The following is a 20,412-nucleotide window of genomic DNA, read 5'->3' as shown; positions in this document are numbered from 1 at the left end:
GGCGCCCTTTTTTGTGTTTGTGCAGGTCTTAGACACTCATGCAGATATATTTCATCTCCAGATAGTCTTCGATCCCGTGGTGGCTGCCTTCACGGCCCAAGCCTGACTGCTTTACGCCGCCAAAAGGTGCAAGCTCGGTCGAGATGATGCCGGTGTTGACGCCAACAATCCCGTATTCCAGCGCCTCGGCGACTTTGTACACGCGGCTCAGGTCTTTGGCGTAGAAATAGCTCGCAAGGCCGAAGATCGTATCATTCGCCATGGCGATCACTTCATCTTCGTCTTCAAACTTGAAGAGCGGTGCCATTGGGCCAAAGGTCTCGTCTTGGGCGACCTGCATATCTTGGGTCACGCCTGTGAGAATGGTTGGCTGAAAGAACGAGCCGCCTAGGTTATGGGCCGATCCGCCGAAGACCACTTCTGCGCCTTTGGAGACAGCATCGTCGATATGGGCGCGAACCTTGGTTGCGGCCTTTTCGTTGATCAGAGGGCCAAAGGCTGTGCCATCTTCTAGGCCATCGCCAACTTTCATCTCTTTGAGTTTGGCGGTGAGCTTTTCTGTAAAGGCCTCATAGACACCCGCTTGCACATAGATCCGGTTGGCGCAGACGCAAGTCTGGCCGTTGTTGCGGAACTTGCACATGATTGCGCCGTCAACGGCTGCATCAAGGTCGGCATCATCAAACACGATGAACGGCGCGTTGCCGCCGAGCTCCATGGAGCATTTCATAACCTGATCCGCGGCTTGGCGTAGCAGGATGCGACCCACGGCTGTAGAACCTGTGAAGGTGAGTTTGCGCACGGTCGGGTTTTCGCAGAACTCCTTGCCTGTCGATGAGGCATCCGAGGTTGTGACGATGTTGAGCACGCCAGCAGGAATCCCCGCGCGCTCGGCCAGCACGCCAAGAGCGAGAGCGGAAAGTGGCGTGAGCTCGGCGGGGCGCGCGACAAAGGCGCAGCCTGCGGCGAGGGCTGGCGCGGCCTTGCGGGTGATCATCGCATTGGGGAAGTTCCACGGCGTGATCGAGGCTGCCACACCGATAGGCTGCTTGAGTACGGTGATGCGCTTGTCGCGCTGGTGGCCCGGGATCGTCTCGCCATAGATGCGCTTGGCCTCTTCGGCAAAGAATTCGATAAATGATGCGCCATAAGCGATCTCGCCTTTGGCTTCGGCCAGTGGCTTGCCCATTTCGGCGGTGAGGATGGTGGCAAGGTCATCGGTGTTTTCGATCATTAGATCAAACCAGCGGCGCAGCACTTGGGCGCGCTCTTTGCCTGTCCACTTGGCCCAATCTTTTTGAGCGCTTTCGGCGGCTGCAATGGCCTCGGCGACCTGGGCGCGTGTGAGGTCTGCGACCTCGGCGATAACATCACCTCGGGCAGGGTTGATCACATCAAATGTGGTGCTGCCAGCGACCCATTGACCGTTGACATAGGCCTGTGTCGCAAGGAGCGAGGGGTCTTTAAGCAGTGATTTCAGGTTTGTTGTTGTGTCGAGCATGGCGTCCTCCCGAGAATATATCTCGCCAAGGGAAACCATTTGCGTTTAGCTTTGTCCAGATGATTTGATCAAATTGGAGTAAGCGATGAAGCTCGATGATGCCTATGCCAACGCCGCCTATATCCCCAATGGCGAGAGTTATCCGCCGCGTTGGGACGCGGCTGCGGCTGGCTTTCGCGCGGGTGCGAAGGCCGCCCAGCTTGATCTGCGTTATGGGTCCGCCGAGCGCGAAAAGCTTGATCTGTTTTGCCCTGAGGGGCCGCCCAAGGGGCTCTTTGTCTTTGTGCACGGTGGCTTCTGGCGGATGTTGGACAAGAGTTATTGGTCACACCTTGCCGCAGGGGCGTTGGCCAACGGGTGGGCTGTGGCCATGCCGAGTTATACGCTGTGCCCAGATACAAGCATCGCAGGGATCACCCGCGAGGTGGCTGCGGCTGTGACCCATGCCGCCAAGGCTGTGAACGGGCCTGTCGTGCTGGCCGGGCATTCGGCGGGGGGCCATTTGGTGGCGCGGATGCTGGCGCGCGGTATGCTGCCTGACGCCGTAGCGGCACGGTTGCAACATGTCATGCCAATCTCGCCGCTGTCAGACCTGCGCCCGCTTATGCAGACCTCGATGAATGATGACTTCAAGTTGGATGAGGAAGAGGCTGTGGCCGAAAGCCCGATCTTTATGAGTGATCGGGTAGACTGCCCTGTGACTGTCTGGGTTGGGGCGGCAGAGCGGCCCGCCTTTCTTGATCAGGCGCGCTGGCTGAGTGAGGCTTGGGGCTGCGCACTCGTGGAAGACGCAGACAAGCACCACTTTGATGTGGTGGATGCGCTGGCAGATCACGAGAGCGAGATGCTCAGGCTGTTGCTCGGCTAAAGCGACTGCCACACAGGCAAGGGGTCGGCTTCCATCGGGGTCGCCGCATAGATTGCGCGGGCGATGGCGCGGGCCATGACCGTCGCGGCGGCGTGACCGAGATAGAGCGTGTCGGCGAGTGGGTTTTCCAGAGGCTTTGCGCCCGTGGCCGCGGCGAAGATCAAATCGCCATCCATAGGGGTATGAGAGGGAACAAGCGCGCGGGCGTAGCCATCATGCGCGGCTGTTGCCAAGCGGGTGCATTGCGCTTGAGTTAGGGTCGCGTCAGTTGCGACAATGCCGATGGTGGTGTTGGCATGCGCGGCAAGCTTGGTGGGTGGCATGTGAGGCTCTGGGAAGTTCGCTGGCAGGCCGTGGCCACCAAACTCCTTTCCAAGCTCAAAAGGAGCCGCCCAAAAGTGTTTGCCCGCGCCCACAGTTGCCGAGCCGAGGGCATTCACAGCAACCAGAGCGCCGACGGTATGCCCGGAAGGCAGTACCACGGAGGCCGAGCCCAGCCCGCCCATGAGCGTAGCGGTTGTCGCGCCTGTGCCTGCGCCTGTGCGGCCCAGCTCGAAAGACACAGCAGCGTTGTCGAGGGCTTCACGACCAAGGCGCTTGTAAGGGTTTTCACCCCAGTCCTTGTCGCCACCGTTGATGAGGTCAAAGAGGATTGCGGCGGGCACGATGGGCACGGTCTGATCTCCGACAGCGAAGCCGCGCCCTTGTGCGCGCAAGGCATCAGCGACACCTGAAGCTGCATCCAGCCCGAAGGCTGATCCGCCTGACAGCACGAGTGCATCAACCTGCTCAACGGTTTTATCTGCGGCAAGCAGATCTGTTTCGCGGGTGCCCGGGGCCCCCCCCATGACGTGAACGCCCGCCGTAAAGGGCGCATCGGCCAGAAGAACGGTTGCGCCTGTTTTAACGTGCGCATCGGTTGCGTTTCCCACGCGCAGACCTGCGACATCTGTTATAAGATTAAGCGGTCCAGCTTGTGGCATGGGTGTGTTTCCTTTTCGATGCTGTTTTATCTTGCCAGATTGCACGGAATCAGCAATGTGAAACTACGCGAGGGCGGTGGCGCCGCCTGACTTAAAGCGATTATCATTCAGTCCTGAACGCCGGGACCTTTCTTGTGCTAAGGAGGGTCAATATGACTGCACGTCCAGAAATGTACCGTTTCCACAACGGTGAAAAAGCGCCGCTGCAATTTGCAGTGAGCGAATATGAAACACGCGTGGCCAAGCTGCGTGCCATCATGGCAGACTTGGGGGTTGATGCGGCTGTCTTCACCTCCATGCACAATGTGTCTTACTACTCAGGCTTCACTTATTGTGCGTTTGGCCGCCCCTACGGGCTGGTTGTGACGGCGAGCGAATGCGTCACAATTTCAGCAGGCATTGACGCGGGGCAGCCTTGGCGGCGCTCGTTTTGTGACAACATCACCTACACGGATTGGCAGCGCGACAACTACTGGCGCGCGGTTATGAGCGTGTCGGGTGCGGGTAAAGTTGTTGGCTATGAAGGTGACCATATCAGCATGGTACAGATGGCCAAGCTGAACGACTTCCTTAAGCCATCACAAACCGTCGATATTGCGCCTGCGACGATGTTGCAGCGTATGCACAAGTCTGCAGACGAGCTGGTGATGATCCGCGCGGGTGCGGCTGTTGCGGATGTTGGCGGATATGCGATCCGCGACGCTGTGAAAGAAGGCGCGCGCGAGATTGATGTGGCGATGGCCGGTCGTGACGCAATGGAGCTGGAAATAGCCAAGCGCTTTCCGGATGCGGAGTATCGCGACACATGGGTTTGGTTCCAGTCTGGGATCAACACCGATGGGGCGCACAACCCGGTCACATCGCGCAAGCTTGAGCGTGGGGATATCTTGAGCCTCAACACTTTTCCGATGATTTCAGGCTACTACACAGCTCTTGAACGCACCATGTTTGTGGGCGAAGTGGACGCGGCGAGCCTGAAGATTTGGGAGGCCAATGTTGCGGCGCATGAGCTCGGGATTTCCTTGCTCAAACCCGGTGCAAGCTGTTCTGAGGTGACCCATAAAATTAACGCGCTCTTCGAAGAGCATCAGCTTTTGCAGCACCGCACCTTTGGGTACGGCCACTCGTTTGGCGTGTTGAGCCACTACTATGGCCGCGAGGCCGGACTTGAGCTGCGCGAGGATATCGACACAGTGTTGGAACCTGGCATGGTGATTTCGATGGAGCCGATGCTGACGATTGCAGATGGCGAACCGGGTGCTGGCGGATATCGCGAGCATGACATTTTGATCATCACGGAAGACGGCAACGAAAACATTACGGGGTATCCATATGGCCCCGAGTTTAACGTTGTTGGCTAAAGACAGTCTCGGATGGCGCTTGCGCGCCATCCGATCCGTTGAGGGGGCTTTGCCCCCTCAAACACCCCCAGGATATTTCGAGCAAAAAGAAAGACTCTGTCTAGAGACGGATCACATAATCTTTGCGCGTTGTTTCCAACACTTCCCAAGTACCGGAAAAGCCGGGGCGGATGATTTGACTGTCACCCGCGGTCAGGCGTGTTTCTGTCCCGCTTTCATCGGTCACAATCGAGACGCCCTCTAAGATGCGGAAATATTCCCATTCATCATAGGAGATGCGCCATTTTCCCGGAGTGGATTGCCAGATACCAGCGTAGAGGCCATCGTTTTCTTCTAGGTTCCATGTCGTAAAAACAGGATCACCTGCGATGAGCTTTTCCGGGGCAGGGCGCTCGGTTTCGGGTGTGGTTGTGGGAGCGACTTTGAGAAAGCGTTGCATGGGCGTGTCCTTGGACGGGTGTTGAAAAGGAAAAGGTTCAGGTGCCAAAACGGGCGAGTGTTGTCTCGACGGCTTCATAGACCACTGTGTTGACTTCATCTTCACTGAATTTGCTTTGAACGCCGAAGATGGCACGGGTCCAGAGGCGGGTGCGGCAGAGCTCGGAAAACTGCTCGGCGATTATATTGGGATCCGCCTCGATCAACTCTCCTCGGGCCATCGCAACTTTGAGATATTCTGCCATGCGCTGGTGCCCCATTTCGGGACCGTTCTTGTAGAAGGCTTGTCCCAGCTCTGGAAAGCGTGCCGACTCTGCCACGCAGATACGGAACATTTGAAGCGAGAAGTCTGACAACAAGAAGCGTGTGAGGTTTTGAGCGGCGGTGGTGAACGCCTCGCGCGGGGGGGCCAAAAAGTCGATTTGAGATAGGGTGGTTTTGGCCATACGCTCACACTCGGTGCGGGCGACCTCGAGGAACAGCTCTCGCTTGTCTGTGAAGTAGCTGTAGAGTGTGGCCTTGGAAACGCCGGCCGTGCGGGCAATATCATCCATTGATGTGCCTTCAAACCCATCACGCAGGAAGACTTCTCGCGCGCCTACGAGCACAGAGTCATACTTGCGCCCCTTGGGGGGCAGGCGCTTTTGATGTGCTGGTTTTGGTGTGGCAATGGCCATGCTGGCTCCTTGGCGGGTGGGCGCAGTTAAACCAAAGGCTTTGGGTGCAGCAAGGATTTTCCCTTGAAGGGGCATGCAAGACGGCGCTATAATTTAGAATAGTTCTAAACTGGAGAGTGACATGCGATTTCTACCGCAACGCCGCAGATTTTCTGATCTGAGTGAACAAGAAGTTCTCGCGCTCGCGATTTCCTCGGAAGAAGACGATGCGCGCATTTACAGAAGCTATGCCGAGCAGCTGCGCGGCGAGTTTCCGGACACGGCCAAGGTTTTTGAGGGCATGGCCCAGGAGGAGGATGGCCACAGGCAGGCGCTGATCGACTTGCACTGCAAACGCTTTGGCGAGGTTATTCCGCTTTTGCGCCGTGAGCATGTTGCGGGCTACTATACGCGCCGCCCTGTCTGGCTGGTCGAGAACCTCGGGATCGAGCGTATTCGAGAAGAGGCCGAGGGCATGGAGCGTGAGGCGGAACGGTTTTATCTGAATGCAGCCAAGCGCACACAGGACGCGGACACACGCAAGCTTCTGGGCGATCTGGCTGTGGCCGAGGCGGGCCACCAAAAGCGCGCAGGCGAGCTTGCTGAGGCGCATCTTGATGATGCAGCGCTTGAAAGCGAAGAGGCCCAATCCAAGCGTCAATTCTTGCTGACATGGGTGCAGCCTGGCCTTGCGGGGCTGATGGACGGGTCTGTGAGCACGTTGGCGCCCATTTTCGCCACGGCTTTCGCGACCCAAGACACATGGACCACGTTTCTTGTGGGGCTCGCGGCAAGTGTCGGTGCGGGCATTTCCATGGGCTTTACCGAAGCTGCAAGCGATGATGGCGAACTGTCTGGTCGTGGGAGCCCTTGGAAACGGGGCGTAGCGAGCGGTGTCATGACAACGCTCGGTGGGCTGGGCCATGCGATGCCCTATCTCATAACCGATTTCTGGACGGCGACAGCGCTGGCCATCATTGTTGTGTTTGTAGAGCTCTGGGCCATTGTCTGGATACAGAACAAATTTATGGACACGCCGTTCTTTAGGGCGACCTTTCAGGTGGTGCTTGGGGGCGCGCTTGTCTTTGCTGCGGGTGTGATCATCGGGGGCGGCTAGGGGCGCGTGCTCTTGCAGCCTTCTGCGCAAGCCGCTAGTGATTTTGCATGATCGAGATATTCCTGAAGACACTGCCATTCTTTGCTATCATCGGGCTGGGCTACGGCGCGGGTAAGACACGCTTTTTCTCCGAGGAGGCGACAGCTTATATCACCAAGTTTGTCTTCTACTTCGCGCTGTCTGCGATGCTGTTTCGTTTTGCGGCCAACCTGAGTTTTGCAGAGCTGATCGACGTACGCTTTATTGCAGCCTATCTTTGGGGCACAGCTTTTGTTTATGGCATCGCCATGGGCGTCTCGTTCTATATGGGGCGCAGTGTCGAGGAAGCCGCGATCGAGGCCCAATGCGCTGCAATCGGGAATGTCGGGTTTCTTGGCATTCCTATGTTGGCGCTCTTGATGGGAGAGGCTGCGGTCAAGTCGATCATGCTTTTGCTGGCGATTGATCTGATCGTCTTTGGCTCGCTGATTGTTATCCTTGTGACGGGTGCGCGCGACGGGCGCATGAGCCTCGGGATATTGAAGACAGTTGGCGTTGGCCTGCTGAAAAACCCCATGATCGTGTCGATTGTGCTCGGGCTTTTGTGGTCGGCCAGCCGCGTGCCTTTGCCGGGGCCTGTGAATGAGTTTGTGACTATTTTGGGGGCGGCTGCCACGCCGGGGGCGTTGTTTGCCATCGGGGCGTCTCTGGCCTCAAAATCTGCAGAACGGATCATTGTCCCGGGCTGGTTGAGCTTTTGTAAGCTGGTGCTGCATCCCCTCTTTGTGGCCTTTGCTGCGCTCGTTCTGTTCCCGGTTGATCCTTATCCAGCGGCCGTGATGATTGCGGCAGCCTCGCTACCGGTGGCGGGCAATGTCTATATTCTTGCGCAGCACTACGGCGTTGCGCCTCACCGTGTTTCAGCCTCAATCCTGATCTCGACAGCGGCGAGTATTGTCACTGTGTCGGTGATCATCGCTTGGGTTGTGACGCTTTACTAGGCTCACGCTCTGCGCGGCTTTTAAGGCTTTTAACCGCAGATTGACCATTTGGGGATATGCCCCGCGGCTGTGCCTTGGTATGGCTGGTCGCGAATTTGAGACTCATTGGAGGCGAAGCCCATGAAAACAATAGCTGAAAACAAGTGTTTTGGCGGTGTGCAGGGGGTTTACGCGCATAGCTCTAAGGCAACGGGCTGTGACATGACCTTTGGCCTGTTTCTCCCCGAAGAGGCGCGCGACGGCCCTGTGCCTGTGCTCTGGTATCTTTCGGGGCTGACCTGCACGCATGAGAACGCGATGGTGAAAGCGGGTGCCCAAAGCTGGGCGGCCGAGCAAGGCCTTGCGCTCGTCTTTCCTGATACCTCGCCGCGCGGCGAAGGCGTGGCCGATGATGACGCTTATGACCTTGGCCAAGGCGCCGGCTTTTATGTGAACGCAACGCAAGACCCTTGGACGCCGCACTTCCAGATGTGGGATTACGTGGCCGAAGAGCTGCCTGCGCTCGTTGCCTCGGAGTTTGCGATTGATGCCACGCGGCAGGCCATCACGGGCCATTCAATGGGTGGGCACGGGGCGCTAACCTTGGCGATGGCGCGCAAAGGGCAATATAAGTCAGTTTCGGCTTTCGCTCCGATCTGTCACCCCACTGCGAGCGAGTGGGGCCGCAAACAACTGGGCGCGTATCTTGGCCATGACGAAAGCACATGGGCCAAACACGACGCGGCGCTGATGATGCGTGAGGTTGGCTTTGACGGGCCTGTGCTTGTGGACACAGGCACAAGCGACCAGTTCATCGACTTGCTCAAGCCCGAGGCGCTGGCCGAGGCCGCCAACGCGCGCCGCCAGGAGGCGACACTGCGCCTTCAAAAAGGCTACGACCACTCATATTTCTTTGTTTCAACCTTCATGGAAGACCACATGGCCTTTCATGCCGAAGCACTCTACGCATAAGGACGGTTCATGGCGCATTACGATCTGATTATCATCGGTTCCGGCCCAGCGGGGCGCGCGGCGGCCATTCAGGCGGGCAAGCTCAAGCGCAAGGTTCTTGTTGTTGATCGCAAGGACCGTTTGGGCGGTGTGTCTGTCCATACGGGTACGATCCCGTCCAAGACATTGCGCGAGACGGTGCTCAACCTTTCCGGCTATCGCGAGCGCAGCTTTTATGGCCGGTCCTACCGTGTGAAAGATGATATCGACGCAGGCGATTTGAAGGCGCGGTTGCACATGACGCTCGACCACGAAGTCGATGTTTTGGAGCACCAGTTTAACCGCAATCACGTTGACACGCTTTTAGGTATGGCGCGGTTTGTCGGGCCAAACGAGATTGAGGTTGCCACAGAAGCCGGTGACACGAGCCGCATAACCGGTGACAAGTTCCTGATCTCGACAGGCACCAAGACCTATCGCCCTGACTATGTGCCGTTTAACGGCCGTACGGTTGTGGACAGCGATGAATTCCTCGAGATGTCTGAGATTCCACGCTCCCTTGTTGTGGTTGGAGCGGGTGTGATCGGGGTGGAATATGCCACCATGTTCTCGGCGCTGGATGTTACGGTCACATTGATTGAGCCGCGCGACAGTTTTCTGGACTTTATCGACAGCGCGCTGATTCAGGATTTCACCCATCAGATCAAAGAAAACGGCGTTGATTTGCGCCTTGGATCAGCGATTTCAAAGATCGAAGATACAGGCCAGCATGTTGAAGTGAGCCTTGAAAACGGCCGCCATGTGCGCGCCGAGATGCTGCTGTTTGCGGCGGGTCGTATGGGCGCAACAGACAAGCTTGGCCTTGAGGCGGTTGGCCTCAAGACAGATCACCGTGGGCGTATCGAAGTCGACCGCAAGACCTATCAGACGACCGTGCCGCATATCTACGCTGCGGGCGATGTGATCGGCCACCCGTCGCTTGCATCAACCTCACTACAGCAGGGCCGCGTTGCGGCCTGCCATGCGCTTGATACGCCAACGTTGCCCGAGAGCCCTTGGTTCCCTTACGGGATCTATTCTGTGCCTGAGATCAGCACTTGCGGCATGTCTGAAGAAGAAATGCAGGAGCGCGAAATCCCTTATGAAATTGGCGTCGCGCGCTTTCGCGAGACAAGCCGTGGCCATATCATGGGGTTGGAGCACGGGATGCTCAAGATGCTTGTGAGCCTCAAGACACGGCGGGTTCTGGGCGTGCAGATTGTCGGGGAAGGTGCAACCGAGCTGATCCATATCGCGCAAGCGGTGCTGAACCTGAAAGGCACAGTCGACTACTTTGTGAAGAACACGTTCAACTACCCGACCTTGGCGGAAGCCTATAAAATCGCGGGTCTTGATGCGTTTAACCGCATGCCTATTCCAGATGAGTTCAAGGTGAAGAAAGCCAAGTGATTTACGTAGATGCCGATGCCTGCCCCGTGAAGGACGAAGTGGAGCGTGTTGCCACGCGCCACAAGGTGATGGCTGTGATGGTCTGCAACGGCGGCTTGCGCCCGTCTGCCAACCCCTACGTGAGCCATGAGATCGTTCCGGACGGGCCAGACATTGCGGATATGTGGATCGCTGAGCGCGCAGGCAAGGGCGATGTGGTGATCACATCCGATATCCCGCTCGCGGCCAAATGTGTGGAAGCCGGGGCGCAGGTTCTCAAGCACAATGGCGAGGCTCTGACCGCCGCCAACATCGGGAATGTGCTGGCCACGCGTGACCTCATGTATGATTTGCGCGCCGCTGACCCCTTTCGCCAAGGGAGCGGAAAGGCCTTCAGCAAGACAGACAGATCGCGCTTTCTGGAGGCGCTGGAACGTGAGCTGAGGAAGGCTTCAAAGTGAAGATTGAGGCTGTCGTTTTTGATATTGGCAATGTGCTGATCGAGTGGAAGCCAGAGAAGCACTATCGCAAATGGCTTGGGGCCGCCCGTCAGGACGCCTTTTTTGAAGCGTTTGATTTTCATGAGTTGATGAACGAGATTGACGCGGGCGCACCGTTTTCTGAAACCGTTGCAAAAGCGGCTGCGGAACAGCCTGCTTATAGCGCGGAAATCCTCATGCTGCGTGACGAATGGCTCACGCTTGCTGGCGGTGTAATGCACCGCTCTGTAAGGCTGTTGCGGGCGCTGCGGGCGGCAGGTGTGCCTGTTTTTGCGCTCTCCAATTTTGGCTCCGAGAACTTCCGCTGGAGTGCTGCTGCGCACCCTTTTTTAAACGAATTTGATCGCGCCTATATTTCGGGGGATATGGGGCTGCGCAAGCCGTTTGAGGCGATTTATGCAGCGGTTGAGGCTGACTGTGGTGTGGCGCCTGAGCGGCTTTTGTTCGGGGATGATCGCGATGATAACCTTGCGACAGCGCAAGCGCGGGGCTGGCAGACCCATCGCGTTGACAGTGAGGGCAGCTGGGCGCAAGCTCTTGTTTCACATGGGTTGCTGAGCGAGGAGGCTGCGCGATGAGCATTGAGATGGTTCCGTTTCACGAGGGTGAAAAACTGCTGGACTGGGTCGGGCTGACGCAGGCCTTTGAGGCAGGGCACAGGCTGCCCAAAGCCGAGATTGGCGATACCTTTCTCTACCGTGGCTCTGACACGCTTCTGAGCCGTTCCGCATGGATTGATGGCATGGGCATCGCGGTGAAGTCGGCCACGATCTTTCCCAACAACCCGAGCGCAGGAAAGCCTGTCGTCGGTGGTGGGGTGAACCTCTATTCTGACGCAGATGGCAGCCTTGAGGCGCTGGTTGATTTTCACCTTGTGACCAAGTGGAAAACAGCAGGAGACTCGCTTTTGGGCGCGCTGAAACTGGCGCGAAAAGACAGTCGCAAAATTCTGATTATCGGCGCTGGCACGGTCGGCCGCTCGCTGCGCGAGGCCTATGGTGCGGGCTTTCCCGACGCGGAGTTTACCGTCTGGAACCGGACGCGCGCCAACGCCGAGAAGATGGCCGCAGACTACCCCGGTATGAACGTGGCCGAGAGCCTTGAGGCGGCTGTAAAGGAGGCTGATATCATCACATCAGCCACCATGGTCACCGAGCCAAACCTCATGGGTGCCTGGCTACAGGCGGGGCAGCATGTTGACCTTATCGGCGCATACCGCCCCGATATGCGCGAGGCCGATGACGCAGCGCTGACGCGTGCGCGCATTTTCGTCGACAGCTACAACACCACAATCGGCCATATCGGCGAGATCGAAATCCCCCTGAAAGCGGGGGTCATCACCCGCGCAGACCTGATCGCGGACTACTACACGCCCGAAAAAATGGTGCGCACCTCGGATGAGGAGATCACCTTGTTCAAAAACGGTGGCGGCGCGCATCTTGATCTGATGACGAGCCGCTATGTTCTTGAGCGGTGGCGCGCACGTTAAGCGCAAACCTGTCTTGAGCCTATAAAGCCAGAGAAGTCTTTACGGAGTGTTTACGCCACGGGCGAGGCTGCTGGCGCGCGGTTTTCGCGCACGGGCAGGTGCACGAGCGCCGAGAACAGACCGACGCCCACACCGAACCACCAGACAGTGGTGTAGCTGCCGTAGGTGTCATACATCCGCCCGCCGAGCCAGACGCCAAGGAAGCTGCCAAGCTGGTGGCTGAAAAACACGATCCCGTAGAGCGTACCCATGTAGCGCAGCCCGTAGATATGGGCGATAAGGCCCGATGTGAGCGGCACAGTGGCCAACCATAGCGCGCCCATGATGACAGAGAAAAGAAGCACTGTTTCAGGGCTCATTGGCGTGAGAATAAAGGCCGCGGCAACGATTGTGCGCGCAAAATAGATGCCCGCGAGCAGGTATTTCTTGGAGTAGCGCTTGCCCAGATAGCCCGCTGCGAGCGTGCCGCCAATGTTGGCAAGGCCGATGAGCGAGATGGCGACAGCGCCCAAAGCCGAGGTTGAGGTGATGCCGATATTGTGCAGAAGCGAGCCTGCCGCGATGGGGCTGCACATCTCTGTGACAAAGGCGGGGAAGTGCGCTGTGACAAAAGCAAGCTGATAGCCGCACGAGAAAAAGCCCAAGAAAATCAGGGTGAAAGACGGGTCACGTGCGGCGCGCTTGAGGATTGTTCCCATGCTTTCTTCAAGCTCCTGCTTGGTGGCCGCGACGGGCGCGCGCATAAACGGCAAGAGCATGATCAGCGACAGGACGGCTGCGGCGAAAGCCAGGAAGACCGACTGCCATGTCATGAAGCCCAAGAGATACTCGGCCAAGGGGGCACCGAAGACCTGCCCGCCACTGGCGGCGGCGGTGACAATGGCCAGTGACATGGAGCGGTTTTCATCGGAGCTGGCGCGGCCAACAACCGCGAGGATGACGCCAAAGCCTGTGCCCGCAACGCCAAATCCTACAAGGATTTCATAGAGTTGGTGCTCAAGTGGGCTGACGGCGAATGACGAGAGCACAAGCCCTGCGGCATACATGAGCGCGCCGATGATGACGGCCTTGCGGTCGCCTATCTTCTCGGCAATTGCGCCGAAGATGGGCTGGCCGATACCCCAGGCCAGATTCTGGATCGCGATGGCGAGCGAAAATTCGGCGCGCAGCCAGTTGAACTCTTCGGCGATCGGGATCTGGAAGACCCCGAAACTGGCCCGAATGGCAAAGGAAACAAGGATGATCACACACCCTGTGAGGAGAACGGGGGTGAAGAGTGAGGCCTGTTTTTGCATATCTGTCTCCTGTGCGCCGCCAGACATTACGACCGTTGCGGGAAAGGTCAATTATACATTTGTTAACAGTCGTGAAGACGCGGCGTTCGCCCTGAAACAGGGGGGTGAAACCCGTGCACCGGGCGTGCACCCCCCGTGCACCGCCTAAACGTTAATTTCTGTTAAGGGAATTTGGTAAACGGAGCGTTCGATGCGGCGCGAGGATTGGCGGTGCGGGTCGGGGTGGTGGGTTGGCACCCACCCTACGTGCAATGCTCGGCGGCGGGGTGCCGGGCAGATGTGGGATTTGGATATTTTGGCAAAAAGAAAGACGAGGCGCAGCCGCTTGCGCGCCAGAAGCGATCGCAAGATGCGCTAATCTGTTGCGCCGGATTTTTGTGCGGTCGATGCGGGATGCGACATTTGGGCGAAAGCGTGCCAGCCGACCAGAAACAACAAGCCTGTTGCGAGCGGAAAAAGGGGCAACAGGAGGGGAGCCGTTCTGGCTCGAAATGTGAGCCCGGTTGATGAGAAGTTGTGCAGCACCAGAAACAGGCCAGCACCAACAAGCATGAGGAACAGCCCCCTGAACGCGGATGGCGAGGGTGCAGACGTGGCCATATCTCGGGTCGCAGACTGAACGAAACCGCGCAAACGCACGGGGGCTGACGCAAAATAAAGGACGATCGCCACCATGACGGCCTCACCAACCAGAAGCATCAAATAGGCCCACTGGCCCTTGAGGGAGCCACCCAGCGCTTGCTGGGCCAGTTTCGTTTGTAATGGTCGGGTTTCGGCCATGTAGCTGATAGCTTGTTTTGCCCCGGGCAAGAGAGTGTTCCCGAACAAGAAACTCAAAACAAGCCCAAGGGCGAGCGGGCCAAGCAGAACGATCAGGAGGCGTTGATCAACTTGCGTTTCTTCTCTGCTCGGGGCGATATTTTGGGTGGCGATCAAAGCCACCACGAGCGTTGGGACGATCGCGTAAAAGCCCAGAGCGACCCAAGAGACTGTCAAAATCACACCCGAAAATACGCCTACCAAACTTACGCTCCTATCTCTAAACAAGCCGTCTTTTGCCATGGTCGCTGTATAGCGGGGTAAAGTGGAGAAATTTTGGCTTGTTGTGCTCCGTAGAGCCGCTTGCGCGCCTTGGGCGAATGGCGGTAGGTAGACGCCATGACGCGCGATATACTCTCTGAATACGCGGCCCGAGTGGCTGATGGCAGGCTGCGGGCCGATGCAGCGCAAGAGGCGGCTTTGCCCGAGCTTGAGCGCATTCGCGCGGCCTTGGCACAACCTGTCAAACGCGGCTGGTTTGCCAAGAAGCCCGAGCCCGTTCGCGGGCTCTATATGTGGGGCGGGGTCGGGCGCGGCAAATCCATGTTGATGGACCTGTTTGTCGCGTGTCTCGATGTGCCTGTGCGGCGCGTGCACTTTCACGCGTTTATGCAAGAGATCCACAAGGGCATGCACGAGGCGCGCCAGAACAATGTTGAAGACGCGCTTGCGCCTGTGGCGGCCAAAGTGGCCAAAGAGGTGCGCTGCCTTGCCTTTGACGAGATGCAGATCACCGATATCACCGATGCGATGATTGTCGGGCGCTTGTTTGAGGCGCTGTTTGCGGCGGGGGTTGTTGTTGTGACCACGTCAAACCGTGTGCCGGATGACCTCTATAAGAACGGGCTGAACCGCCAGCTTTTCTTGCCGTTCATTGCCATCATCAAAGAGCAGCTTCAGGTGCATGAGCTGGTGAGCGCGACCGATTATCGCCAACACAGGCTGGCGGGCGAGGCGACATATTTCAGCCCTGCCGATGAGGCGGCGCGCGCGGCGATTGAAAGCATCTGGGCCGATATGGGCGGGGCGGCGGCCAAGCCCTTGCGCCTGAGTGTGAACAAGCGCGAGGTGGTTGTGCCTGCGTTCCAGAGTGGCGTGGGGCGCGCGCGCTTTCATGACCTCTGTGGCAAGATGCTTGGCCCTGCGGACTACCTTGCCATTGCCGAGGCGGTGCGCGTGCTGATCCTTGAGGATATCCCGCGGTTGTCGCGCAACAACTTCAACGAAGCCAAGCGCTTTGTGACGCTGATTGATGCGCTGTATGAAGCCAAGGTGCGGCTTATTGCGAGCGCGGCTGAAGCGCCCGAGATGCTCTATATCGAGGGTGAGGGCACCTTTGAGTTTGAGCGCACGGCAAGCCGTTTGCGCGAGATGCAGGGCGAGGACTGGGGCGACATCTGAGGCCCAGATAAAGAAAGGGGGCCGTTGGTTCGGCCCCTCTTTCATCTGCTCGAAAATATACTCGTTACCACCTGTTCGGTGTGTCCTTGCTAGCCCGATGCGATATCGGGGATGCTGAGCCTTTGGCCTGCGCGGACGCGGTCGGGGCTGGACAAAATCTGACGGTTGGCGCTGAAGATTGCGCTGTAGAGCGCGGCATCGCCATAGAATCTGTGTGCAATTGCGCCGAGGCTGTCGCCTGACTGCACTGTGTAGAAGTGATATTTGACGGACTCTGACCCGCGCTGGACCACGCGGACTTCAACGCCGACCCCACCCGGAACCAGCGCGGCGGGCGCTGCGCCAGAGGTCGGGGTAGACTTGGCCACGAGATCAGCCAGCAGCGTGCTTGTATCAACGCGGCCCGTGTCTGTGCGCAGGGCAACGGGCACGGTGATGGCACCGCTGTTGGCCGCCTCGTTGAGCAGCGCGTCGATGTAGGCGTCTGACTGGCCCTGTTGCAGCGCTTGGCTGATGATCGCGGCCATGGACTGCGGTGCATCGGGCGTTGGTGCGACATTGCCTGAGAGGTTTGCGAGCACCCCTGAGGTCAGGTTGCGCAGCGGATCATCGCTTGCCTGGATGACTGCGGGCGCGGCGGGCTGCGGCTTTGCGCCTGCGAGGCTGGCGAGCACATTGGCTGTCAGCGCATCTGTGGGAACACTGGCGGGCTGTGCTGTGGCAATGCGCGGCACGCTCATCAAATCGGTTGTGGCGCGGGTGACTGTGTCGGCGTCAGCCTCTGCGGTTGTTGCGAATTGGGTGTCTTCCAGCTCTGCTGTCGGGTTGGACGGCTGTAGCAGGATCAAGACCAGCGTGACTGTCAGGAAAGCCGCGCCAATGATGAGCAGGCGGACGAGGTTCGGGTTTGTGGATTCAAGTTTCATCATGATGTCGGCTGCTTCACTGAGAGGCCGAGGAGCAGCCAGACTTGCATACCACCACGGTAGTATTTGAGCTTGTCCGCAGGGTAGCCTGCGTCGCGCAGCGAGCTGATGGCACGGGGAGATTGGTCACACCACGGGCCGTTGCAGAAGAGCAGAAGCTCTTTGGCGCTCGTAAAGTCCCAGCTGCCGCCCGTGTTTTGCGCGCCAAGGGCTTTCAGGATTTCGTCGCGGTAGGGGTTTGCTGCGTCGAGGGTTGCGAAGGGAACATTGACCGCGCCGGGGATGGTGCCTTTGGCAAACCAGTCAGGCATACGGCTGTCCATGAGGAGGCCTTGGCCTGTGGCAACCGAGGTTTCCAGAAAGGAAATCAGCTCAAGCTCACCAACAGTTTCGACGCCAGCGCCAGCGCTCATTTCGTGGATGCAGAACGGCGGGCAGCTGCGGGATGTTTTGGTGAACTCACCTGCAAGCTGGTGGGCGCTGTCTTGGATGCGGTCAATAACAATTTCTTCGCCCGAGCCGAGAACAATCGACTTGGACGTCATGTCAGGTGTCAGTCGCACGTCTTGTGCAAATGAGGCCACTGGTGCGGCAAGCAAACCAGCAGCGATCAGGCCGAACAGGCATTTCATAGGGATCCCCCAAAGATCTAAGCGCGCCTTTTGTGGCAGTCGGCGCATACTCGTTACACTTCAACATATAGGCGAATCACTGCGAATCGGTCAACCGGAAGTGATTCGCTTTTGGGCGAATCGAGGGCTTTGGGGGGCTAAGCCTTTGGAAGAGAGTCGCATTTTTTTGTAACCAATGCGGCGATAGCGCGGCCAAAGCCTAGTAGGAGGCCGCTTCTGCGCGCAGGCTGGCGGCGTATGGGTCGCTTGTGTTGAGGCTTTCGGTCAGAGAGCGCTGTACAAGGTGATAGAGCAGGCTACCCCTTTCGCCTTGCTGGCGGCTCTGGCCTGTGGCGCGCTGAAGGTTGCCGAGCGTGGCCCATGTCATCGCTTCCAGGTCTTTGGCTGGCGCGGTTGCGCCGGTTGCTGTCGCTGCGGCGGGCTGTGCCCCCGTGGGTGTGTCAGTGTCTGGCTGTTGAGGCGCTCCGATGGCTTCGGTGAGCGCTTGCGCGACGAGCGCGTCCAGCGGGGCAGGCTCGACCGTATCAAGCAAATTGACGGCGTCACGGCTGACCGCTTCAATGGGCCGGGGGGCGCTGGCCACCTCTTCTTCCAGCGAAGGCTGGAGCAGGACAAGGCCAAGGGTGACCGCCACAAAGGCGGCGATAATGCTGTAAATGCGAACCATCTTAAAAATAACCACTCGTTTTTGGGCAGAGCTATCAGCACAGCGCAGCGCAGGTCAATATGCGCGCGGCGGACTGTGGCGAAAAGCGACTTTTTAACAAATGGTTAACGCAGGTTGCGCCGCGTTAACCCTGAAGGATCAGCTGTGTTCGCGCAGGATGTGGCCTGCGAGGTAGAGCGAGCCGCAGATCAGCACGCGGGCGTTTGGCTCTTCAGCTGTGATCTGGCGCAGTGCGGCGGCGACGCTCTCGGCGGCTTTTGCTTTCAGGCCTGCGTCGGTGGCCGCTTTGGCGGTGGTCGCGGCGGGCAGCGTGTTGGCCTCACCGGGAATGGAAACGGCGTGCAGCGCTGTGATATGGGGCACCACAGGGGCAAGGTAGCCCGCAATGTCTTTGGTGTTGAGCATACCGCAGATCATATAGGTGGGGCGCTTGGGCAGACGTGTGAAGGCTTCGGCCAATGTTGCGCCACAGGCGGCGTTGTGGCCGCCATCAAGCCAGAGCTCGGCTGTGGGAGCCGTGTCGATCAGCGGGCCTTTGGAGAGCTTTTGCATCCGCGCGGGCCATGTGGCTTGCGTGACGGCGGCTTCATAGGAGGCCTCGGGCAGGCCAAGCTTGCGTAGCCCTGCGAGGGCCGCGCCTGCGTTCTGGAACTGGTGCGCGCCCATGAGCGCGGGCGCGGGCAGGTCAAGCAAGCCTGTTTCATCCTGATAAACGAGGCGTCCGCGCTCTTCAGAGACGTGCCAGTGCTGGCCTTGCGCGATCAGCTCGGCGCCAAGGCTGGCGGCGCGGGCCTCGATCACCTCGGCGGCGTCTTCGGTCTGGCCTGACAGGATGAGCGGTACGCCGCGTTTGATGATGCCTGCTTTTTCGCCCGCGATCTCGGCGACGGTTTCGCCCAGAAACTGCGGATGGTCATAAGACACTGGCGTGATCACGGTGAGGGCGGGGCGCGCGACCACATTGGTGGCGTCAAGCCGCCCGCCAAGGCCCACTTCAAGCAGCGTATAGTCTGCCGGCGTGCGCGACATGGCCAGGATGCCAGCGCAGGTGGTGATCTCGAAATAGGTGATCGTCTCGCCATTGTTGGCGGCATAGCACTCGTCAAGCACCTCGGTGAGGTGCTCTTCCGTGATCAGCTCGCCTGCCAGCACGATGCGCTCGTGAAACCGCGCCAGATGCGGCGAGGTGTAGGCGTGGGCCGTCAGCCCTGCGCCCTCAATGCCTGCGCGCAACATGGCAAGGGTTGAGCCTTTGCCGTTGGTTCCTGCGATGTGGATCACGGGGGGCAGCTTGTCTTGCGGGTTGCCCAATGCATCGAGCAACTTCCACATACGGTCTAGCGTCAGGTCTATGACCTTGGGGTGTAGCGCCATCATCCTTTCAAGGATGAGATCTGAACTTCCGCTCATTTTTTGGCGTCTTCCTCTTTTGCGGGGGCTGTGGCCAGCTCTGCCTCGGCTGCATCGGGCGCGGGCAGGTCGCCTGCTACGGCGGGGGACATCCCCATGAGCATACGGGTGATTTTGATCAGCTCTGCGCGCATTTCTGTGCGGGGTGTCACGCGGTCAAGCATACCGTGATCGAGCAGGTATTCGGCGCGCTGGAACCCTTCGGGGAGCTTTTCACCGATGGTTTGCTGGATGACGCGGGGACCCGCGAAGCAGATCAGCGCGTTTGGTTCGGCGATCTGGACATCGCCCAACATGGCGTAGGACGCGGTGACGCCGCCTGTTGTCGGGTGTGTGAGCACAACGATATAGGGCAGCCCAGCTTCTTTGAGCATTTGCACAGCCACTGTGGTGCGCGGCATTTGCATGAGGCTGAGGATGCCCTCTTGCATCCGTGCGCCGCCAGCAGCGGAGAAGAGCACGAGCGGGCGCTTGAGCTTTACCGCGCGCTCGGCGGCGGCGATGATGGCGTTGCCGACATACATACCCATGGAGCCACCCATGAAGGAGAAGTCCTGCGCAGCAGCCACGATGGGCGTGCGCCCGATCTCGCCTTCGACCACGAGCATCGCTTCTTTTTCGCCCGTTGATTTCTGGGCGGCTTTCATGCGGTCGGGGTAGCGCTTCTGGTCGCGGAACTTGAGCGGGTCTTCGATGGGCAGGGGCACATCGACCTCGGCAAAGATGCCGCCGTCAAACAGGGCTGTGAAGCGGTCGCGCGGGGAAATACCCATGTGGTGGCCACAGGAGGTACAAACATTGAGGTTGTTGGCCAGCTCGCGGTGAAACAGCATTGTGCCGCAGTCGTCGCATTTGCTCCAGAGGTTCTCGGGCGTGTCGCGGCGCGAGAAGATCGAGTTGATGCGCGGGCGGACGTAGTTTGTGATCCAGTTCATAAAGGAGCCTTTGCCGTTTCACTTGTCTTAAGGTCAGATAATCAGGACGGGCGGGAAATGCAATCGGCGCGTGGTG

At 58.7% G+C, this 20,412-nt stretch carries 21 protein-coding genes; 10 read left to right on the top strand and 11 right to left on the bottom strand.

Features of this window, described 5'->3' with window-relative positions; all coding sequences use genetic code 11:
• Positions 1–28: 28 nt before the first annotated feature.
• Positions 29–1,501, bottom strand: a complete 1,473-nt coding sequence (locus tag ACTG3X_RS09880; RefSeq protein WP_439111102.1) for an NAD-dependent succinate-semialdehyde dehydrogenase — start codon at positions 1,499–1,501, stop codon at positions 29–31.
• An 85-nt stretch (positions 1,502–1,586) separates the two neighbouring features.
• Here ACTG3X_RS09880 and ACTG3X_RS09875 point away from each other — a divergent pair, with 85 nt between their 5' ends.
• Positions 1,587–2,369, top strand: a complete 783-nt coding sequence (locus tag ACTG3X_RS09875) for an alpha/beta hydrolase (RefSeq protein ID WP_439111101.1) — start codon at positions 1,587–1,589, stop codon at positions 2,367–2,369.
• Here ACTG3X_RS09875 and ACTG3X_RS09870 read toward each other — a convergent pair.
• Positions 2,366–3,352, bottom strand: a complete 987-nt coding sequence (locus ACTG3X_RS09870) for a P1 family peptidase (protein ID WP_439111100.1) — start codon at positions 3,350–3,352, stop codon at positions 2,366–2,368. The two genes, ACTG3X_RS09875 and ACTG3X_RS09870, sit on opposite strands and share 4 nt — an antisense overlap.
• Positions 3,353–3,504: 152 nt before the next feature.
• Here ACTG3X_RS09870 and ACTG3X_RS09865 point away from each other — a divergent pair, with 152 nt between their 5' ends.
• The gene (locus ACTG3X_RS09865) at positions 3,505–4,713 is read left to right on the top strand and encodes an aminopeptidase P family protein (RefSeq protein ID WP_439111099.1); all 1,209 of its coding nucleotides are present in this window, start codon (positions 3,505–3,507) and stop codon (positions 4,711–4,713) included.
• 100 nt (positions 4,714–4,813) lie between these two features.
• Here the strand turns inward: ACTG3X_RS09865 and ACTG3X_RS09860 are convergent, their stop codons facing one another.
• Positions 4,814–5,152: a cupin domain-containing protein gene (locus tag ACTG3X_RS09860; protein WP_439111098.1), complete on the bottom strand. Its 339-nt coding sequence runs from the start codon at positions 5,150–5,152 to the stop codon at positions 4,814–4,816.
• A 37-nt stretch (positions 5,153–5,189) separates the two neighbouring features.
• Complete coding sequence (locus tag ACTG3X_RS09855) at positions 5,190–5,828, bottom strand: TetR/AcrR family transcriptional regulator (RefSeq protein WP_439111097.1); 639 nt, start codon at positions 5,826–5,828, stop codon at positions 5,190–5,192.
• Positions 5,829–5,949: 121 nt separating this feature from the next.
• On the opposite strand from ACTG3X_RS09855, the gene mbfA reads away from it, so the two are divergent.
• The 7 genes from mbfA (at position 5,950) to ACTG3X_RS09820 (ending at position 12,251) form a co-directional block, all read left to right on the top strand.
• On the top strand, positions 5,950–6,924 hold the full coding sequence (gene mbfA / locus ACTG3X_RS09850) for an iron exporter MbfA (RefSeq protein ID WP_439111096.1): 975 nt from the start codon (positions 5,950–5,952) through the stop codon (positions 6,922–6,924).
• Between the two features lie 47 nt (positions 6,925–6,971).
• A complete protein-coding gene (locus ACTG3X_RS09845) occupies positions 6,972–7,904 on the top strand; it encodes an AEC family transporter (RefSeq protein ID WP_439111095.1) in 933 nt (310 codons plus the stop codon).
• A 120-nt stretch (positions 7,905–8,024) separates the two neighbouring features.
• The gene (fghA, locus tag ACTG3X_RS09840) at positions 8,025–8,855 is read left to right on the top strand and encodes an S-formylglutathione hydrolase (RefSeq protein WP_439111093.1); all 831 of its coding nucleotides are present in this window, start codon (positions 8,025–8,027) and stop codon (positions 8,853–8,855) included.
• A gap of 9 nt (positions 8,856–8,864) precedes the next feature.
• On the top strand, positions 8,865–10,283 hold the full coding sequence (gene sthA, locus ACTG3X_RS09835; protein ID WP_439111092.1) for a Si-specific NAD(P)(+) transhydrogenase: 1,419 nt from the start codon (positions 8,865–8,867) through the stop codon (positions 10,281–10,283).
• Entirely contained in the window at positions 10,280–10,723 is a 444-nt protein-coding gene (locus ACTG3X_RS09830) for a YaiI/YqxD family protein (RefSeq protein ID WP_439111091.1), read from the top strand. The genes sthA and ACTG3X_RS09830 overlap by 4 nt, the downstream gene beginning before the upstream one ends.
• Entirely contained in the window at positions 10,720–11,340 is a 621-nt protein-coding gene (locus tag ACTG3X_RS09825) for an HAD family hydrolase (protein ID WP_439111089.1), read from the top strand. Before ACTG3X_RS09830 ends, ACTG3X_RS09825 begins: the two co-directional genes overlap by 4 nt.
• On the top strand, positions 11,337–12,251 hold the full coding sequence (locus ACTG3X_RS09820; RefSeq protein ID WP_439111088.1) for an ornithine cyclodeaminase family protein: 915 nt from the start codon (positions 11,337–11,339) through the stop codon (positions 12,249–12,251). Before ACTG3X_RS09825 ends, ACTG3X_RS09820 begins: the two co-directional genes overlap by 4 nt.
• Positions 12,252–12,301: 50 nt before the next feature.
• Here ACTG3X_RS09820 and ACTG3X_RS09815 read toward each other — a convergent pair whose 3' ends face one another.
• The gene (locus ACTG3X_RS09815) at positions 12,302–13,546 is read right to left on the bottom strand and encodes an MFS transporter (protein WP_439111086.1); all 1,245 of its coding nucleotides are present in this window, start codon (positions 13,544–13,546) and stop codon (positions 12,302–12,304) included.
• A gap of 354 nt (positions 13,547–13,900) precedes the next feature.
• Complete coding sequence (locus tag ACTG3X_RS09810) at positions 13,901–14,608, bottom strand: hypothetical protein (RefSeq protein ID WP_439111085.1); 708 nt, start codon at positions 14,606–14,608, stop codon at positions 13,901–13,903.
• Between the two features lie 96 nt (positions 14,609–14,704).
• Here ACTG3X_RS09810 and zapE point away from each other — a divergent pair, with 96 nt between their 5' ends.
• The gene (gene zapE, locus ACTG3X_RS09805) at positions 14,705–15,766 is read left to right on the top strand and encodes a cell division protein ZapE (RefSeq protein WP_439111084.1); all 1,062 of its coding nucleotides are present in this window, start codon (positions 14,705–14,707) and stop codon (positions 15,764–15,766) included.
• Between the two features lie 89 nt (positions 15,767–15,855).
• On the opposite strand, the gene ACTG3X_RS09800 is transcribed toward zapE, so the two are convergent.
• The 5 genes from ACTG3X_RS09800 to accD all read right to left on the bottom strand — a co-directional run bounded on the left by ACTG3X_RS09800 (position 15,856) and on the right by accD (position 20,336).
• On the bottom strand, positions 15,856–16,695 hold the full coding sequence (locus tag ACTG3X_RS09800; protein WP_439111083.1) for a LysM peptidoglycan-binding domain-containing protein: 840 nt from the start codon (positions 16,693–16,695) through the stop codon (positions 15,856–15,858).
• On the bottom strand, positions 16,692–17,324 hold the full coding sequence (locus ACTG3X_RS09795) for a rhodanese-like domain-containing protein (RefSeq protein WP_439111082.1): 633 nt from the start codon (positions 17,322–17,324) through the stop codon (positions 16,692–16,694). Before ACTG3X_RS09795 ends, ACTG3X_RS09800 begins: the two co-directional genes overlap by 4 nt.
• A 199-nt stretch (positions 17,325–17,523) precedes the next feature.
• Positions 17,524–17,991 (bottom strand): hypothetical protein, encoded by a 468-nt coding sequence (locus ACTG3X_RS09790; protein WP_439111081.1) that lies wholly within the window; start codon positions 17,989–17,991, stop codon positions 17,524–17,526.
• Between the two features lie 138 nt (positions 17,992–18,129).
• Positions 18,130–19,401, bottom strand: a complete 1,272-nt coding sequence (locus ACTG3X_RS09785) for a bifunctional folylpolyglutamate synthase/dihydrofolate synthase (protein ID WP_439111080.1) — start codon at positions 19,399–19,401, stop codon at positions 18,130–18,132.
• Positions 19,398–20,336 (bottom strand): acetyl-CoA carboxylase, carboxyltransferase subunit beta, encoded by a 939-nt coding sequence (gene accD / locus ACTG3X_RS09780; protein WP_439111079.1) that lies wholly within the window; start codon positions 20,334–20,336, stop codon positions 19,398–19,400. Before accD ends, ACTG3X_RS09785 begins: the two co-directional genes overlap by 4 nt.
• Positions 20,337–20,412 lie beyond the last annotated feature (76 nt).

Source organism: Lentibacter sp. (genome assembly GCF_965658795.1).
Classification (GTDB): domain Bacteria; phylum Pseudomonadota; class Alphaproteobacteria; order Rhodobacterales; family Rhodobacteraceae; genus Lentibacter.
This window is presented reverse-complemented; position numbering and strand designations above follow the sequence as displayed.

Excerpts from the sequence above, each read along its gene's own strand:
- ACTG3X_RS09800 (WP_439111083.1), bottom strand. The coding sequence starts at position 16,695 with ATGATGAAACTTGAATCCACAAACCCGAACCTCGTCCGCCTGCTCATC.
- sthA (WP_439111092.1), top strand. The coding sequence starts at position 8,865 with ATGGCGCATTACGATCTGATTATCATCGGTTCCGGCCCAGCGGGGCGC.
- mbfA (WP_439111096.1), top strand. The coding sequence starts at position 5,950 with ATGCGATTTCTACCGCAACGCCGCAGATTTTCTGATCTGAGTGAACAA.
- ACTG3X_RS09820 (WP_439111088.1), top strand. The coding sequence starts at position 11,337 with ATGAGCATTGAGATGGTTCCGTTTCACGAGGGTGAAAAACTGCTGGAC.
- fghA (WP_439111093.1), top strand. The coding sequence starts at position 8,025 with ATGAAAACAATAGCTGAAAACAAGTGTTTTGGCGGTGTGCAGGGGGTT.
- ACTG3X_RS09795 (WP_439111082.1), bottom strand. The coding sequence starts at position 17,324 with ATGAAATGCCTGTTCGGCCTGATCGCTGCTGGTTTGCTTGCCGCACCA.
- ACTG3X_RS09810 (WP_439111085.1), bottom strand. The coding sequence starts at position 14,608 with ATGGCAAAAGACGGCTTGTTTAGAGATAGGAGCGTAAGTTTGGTAGGC.
- ACTG3X_RS09790 (WP_439111081.1), bottom strand. The coding sequence starts at position 17,991 with ATGGTTCGCATTTACAGCATTATCGCCGCCTTTGTGGCGGTCACCCTT.
- ACTG3X_RS09870 (WP_439111100.1), bottom strand. The coding sequence starts at position 3,352 with ATGCCACAAGCTGGACCGCTTAATCTTATAACAGATGTCGCAGGTCTG.
- accD (WP_439111079.1), bottom strand. The coding sequence starts at position 20,336 with ATGAACTGGATCACAAACTACGTCCGCCCGCGCATCAACTCGATCTTC.
- ACTG3X_RS09855 (WP_439111097.1), bottom strand. The coding sequence starts at position 5,828 with ATGGCCATTGCCACACCAAAACCAGCACATCAAAAGCGCCTGCCCCCC.
- ACTG3X_RS09845 (WP_439111095.1), top strand. The coding sequence starts at position 6,972 with ATGATCGAGATATTCCTGAAGACACTGCCATTCTTTGCTATCATCGGG.
- ACTG3X_RS09865 (WP_439111099.1), top strand. The coding sequence starts at position 3,505 with ATGACTGCACGTCCAGAAATGTACCGTTTCCACAACGGTGAAAAAGCG.
- ACTG3X_RS09875 (WP_439111101.1), top strand. The coding sequence starts at position 1,587 with ATGAAGCTCGATGATGCCTATGCCAACGCCGCCTATATCCCCAATGGC.
- ACTG3X_RS09860 (WP_439111098.1), bottom strand. The coding sequence starts at position 5,152 with ATGCAACGCTTTCTCAAAGTCGCTCCCACAACCACACCCGAAACCGAG.
- zapE (WP_439111084.1), top strand. The coding sequence starts at position 14,705 with ATGACGCGCGATATACTCTCTGAATACGCGGCCCGAGTGGCTGATGGC.
- ACTG3X_RS09880 (WP_439111102.1), bottom strand. The coding sequence starts at position 1,501 with ATGCTCGACACAACAACAAACCTGAAATCACTGCTTAAAGACCCCTCG.
- ACTG3X_RS09785 (WP_439111080.1), bottom strand. The coding sequence starts at position 19,401 with ATGAGCGGAAGTTCAGATCTCATCCTTGAAAGGATGATGGCGCTACAC.
- ACTG3X_RS09815 (WP_439111086.1), bottom strand. The coding sequence starts at position 13,546 with ATGCAAAAACAGGCCTCACTCTTCACCCCCGTTCTCCTCACAGGGTGT.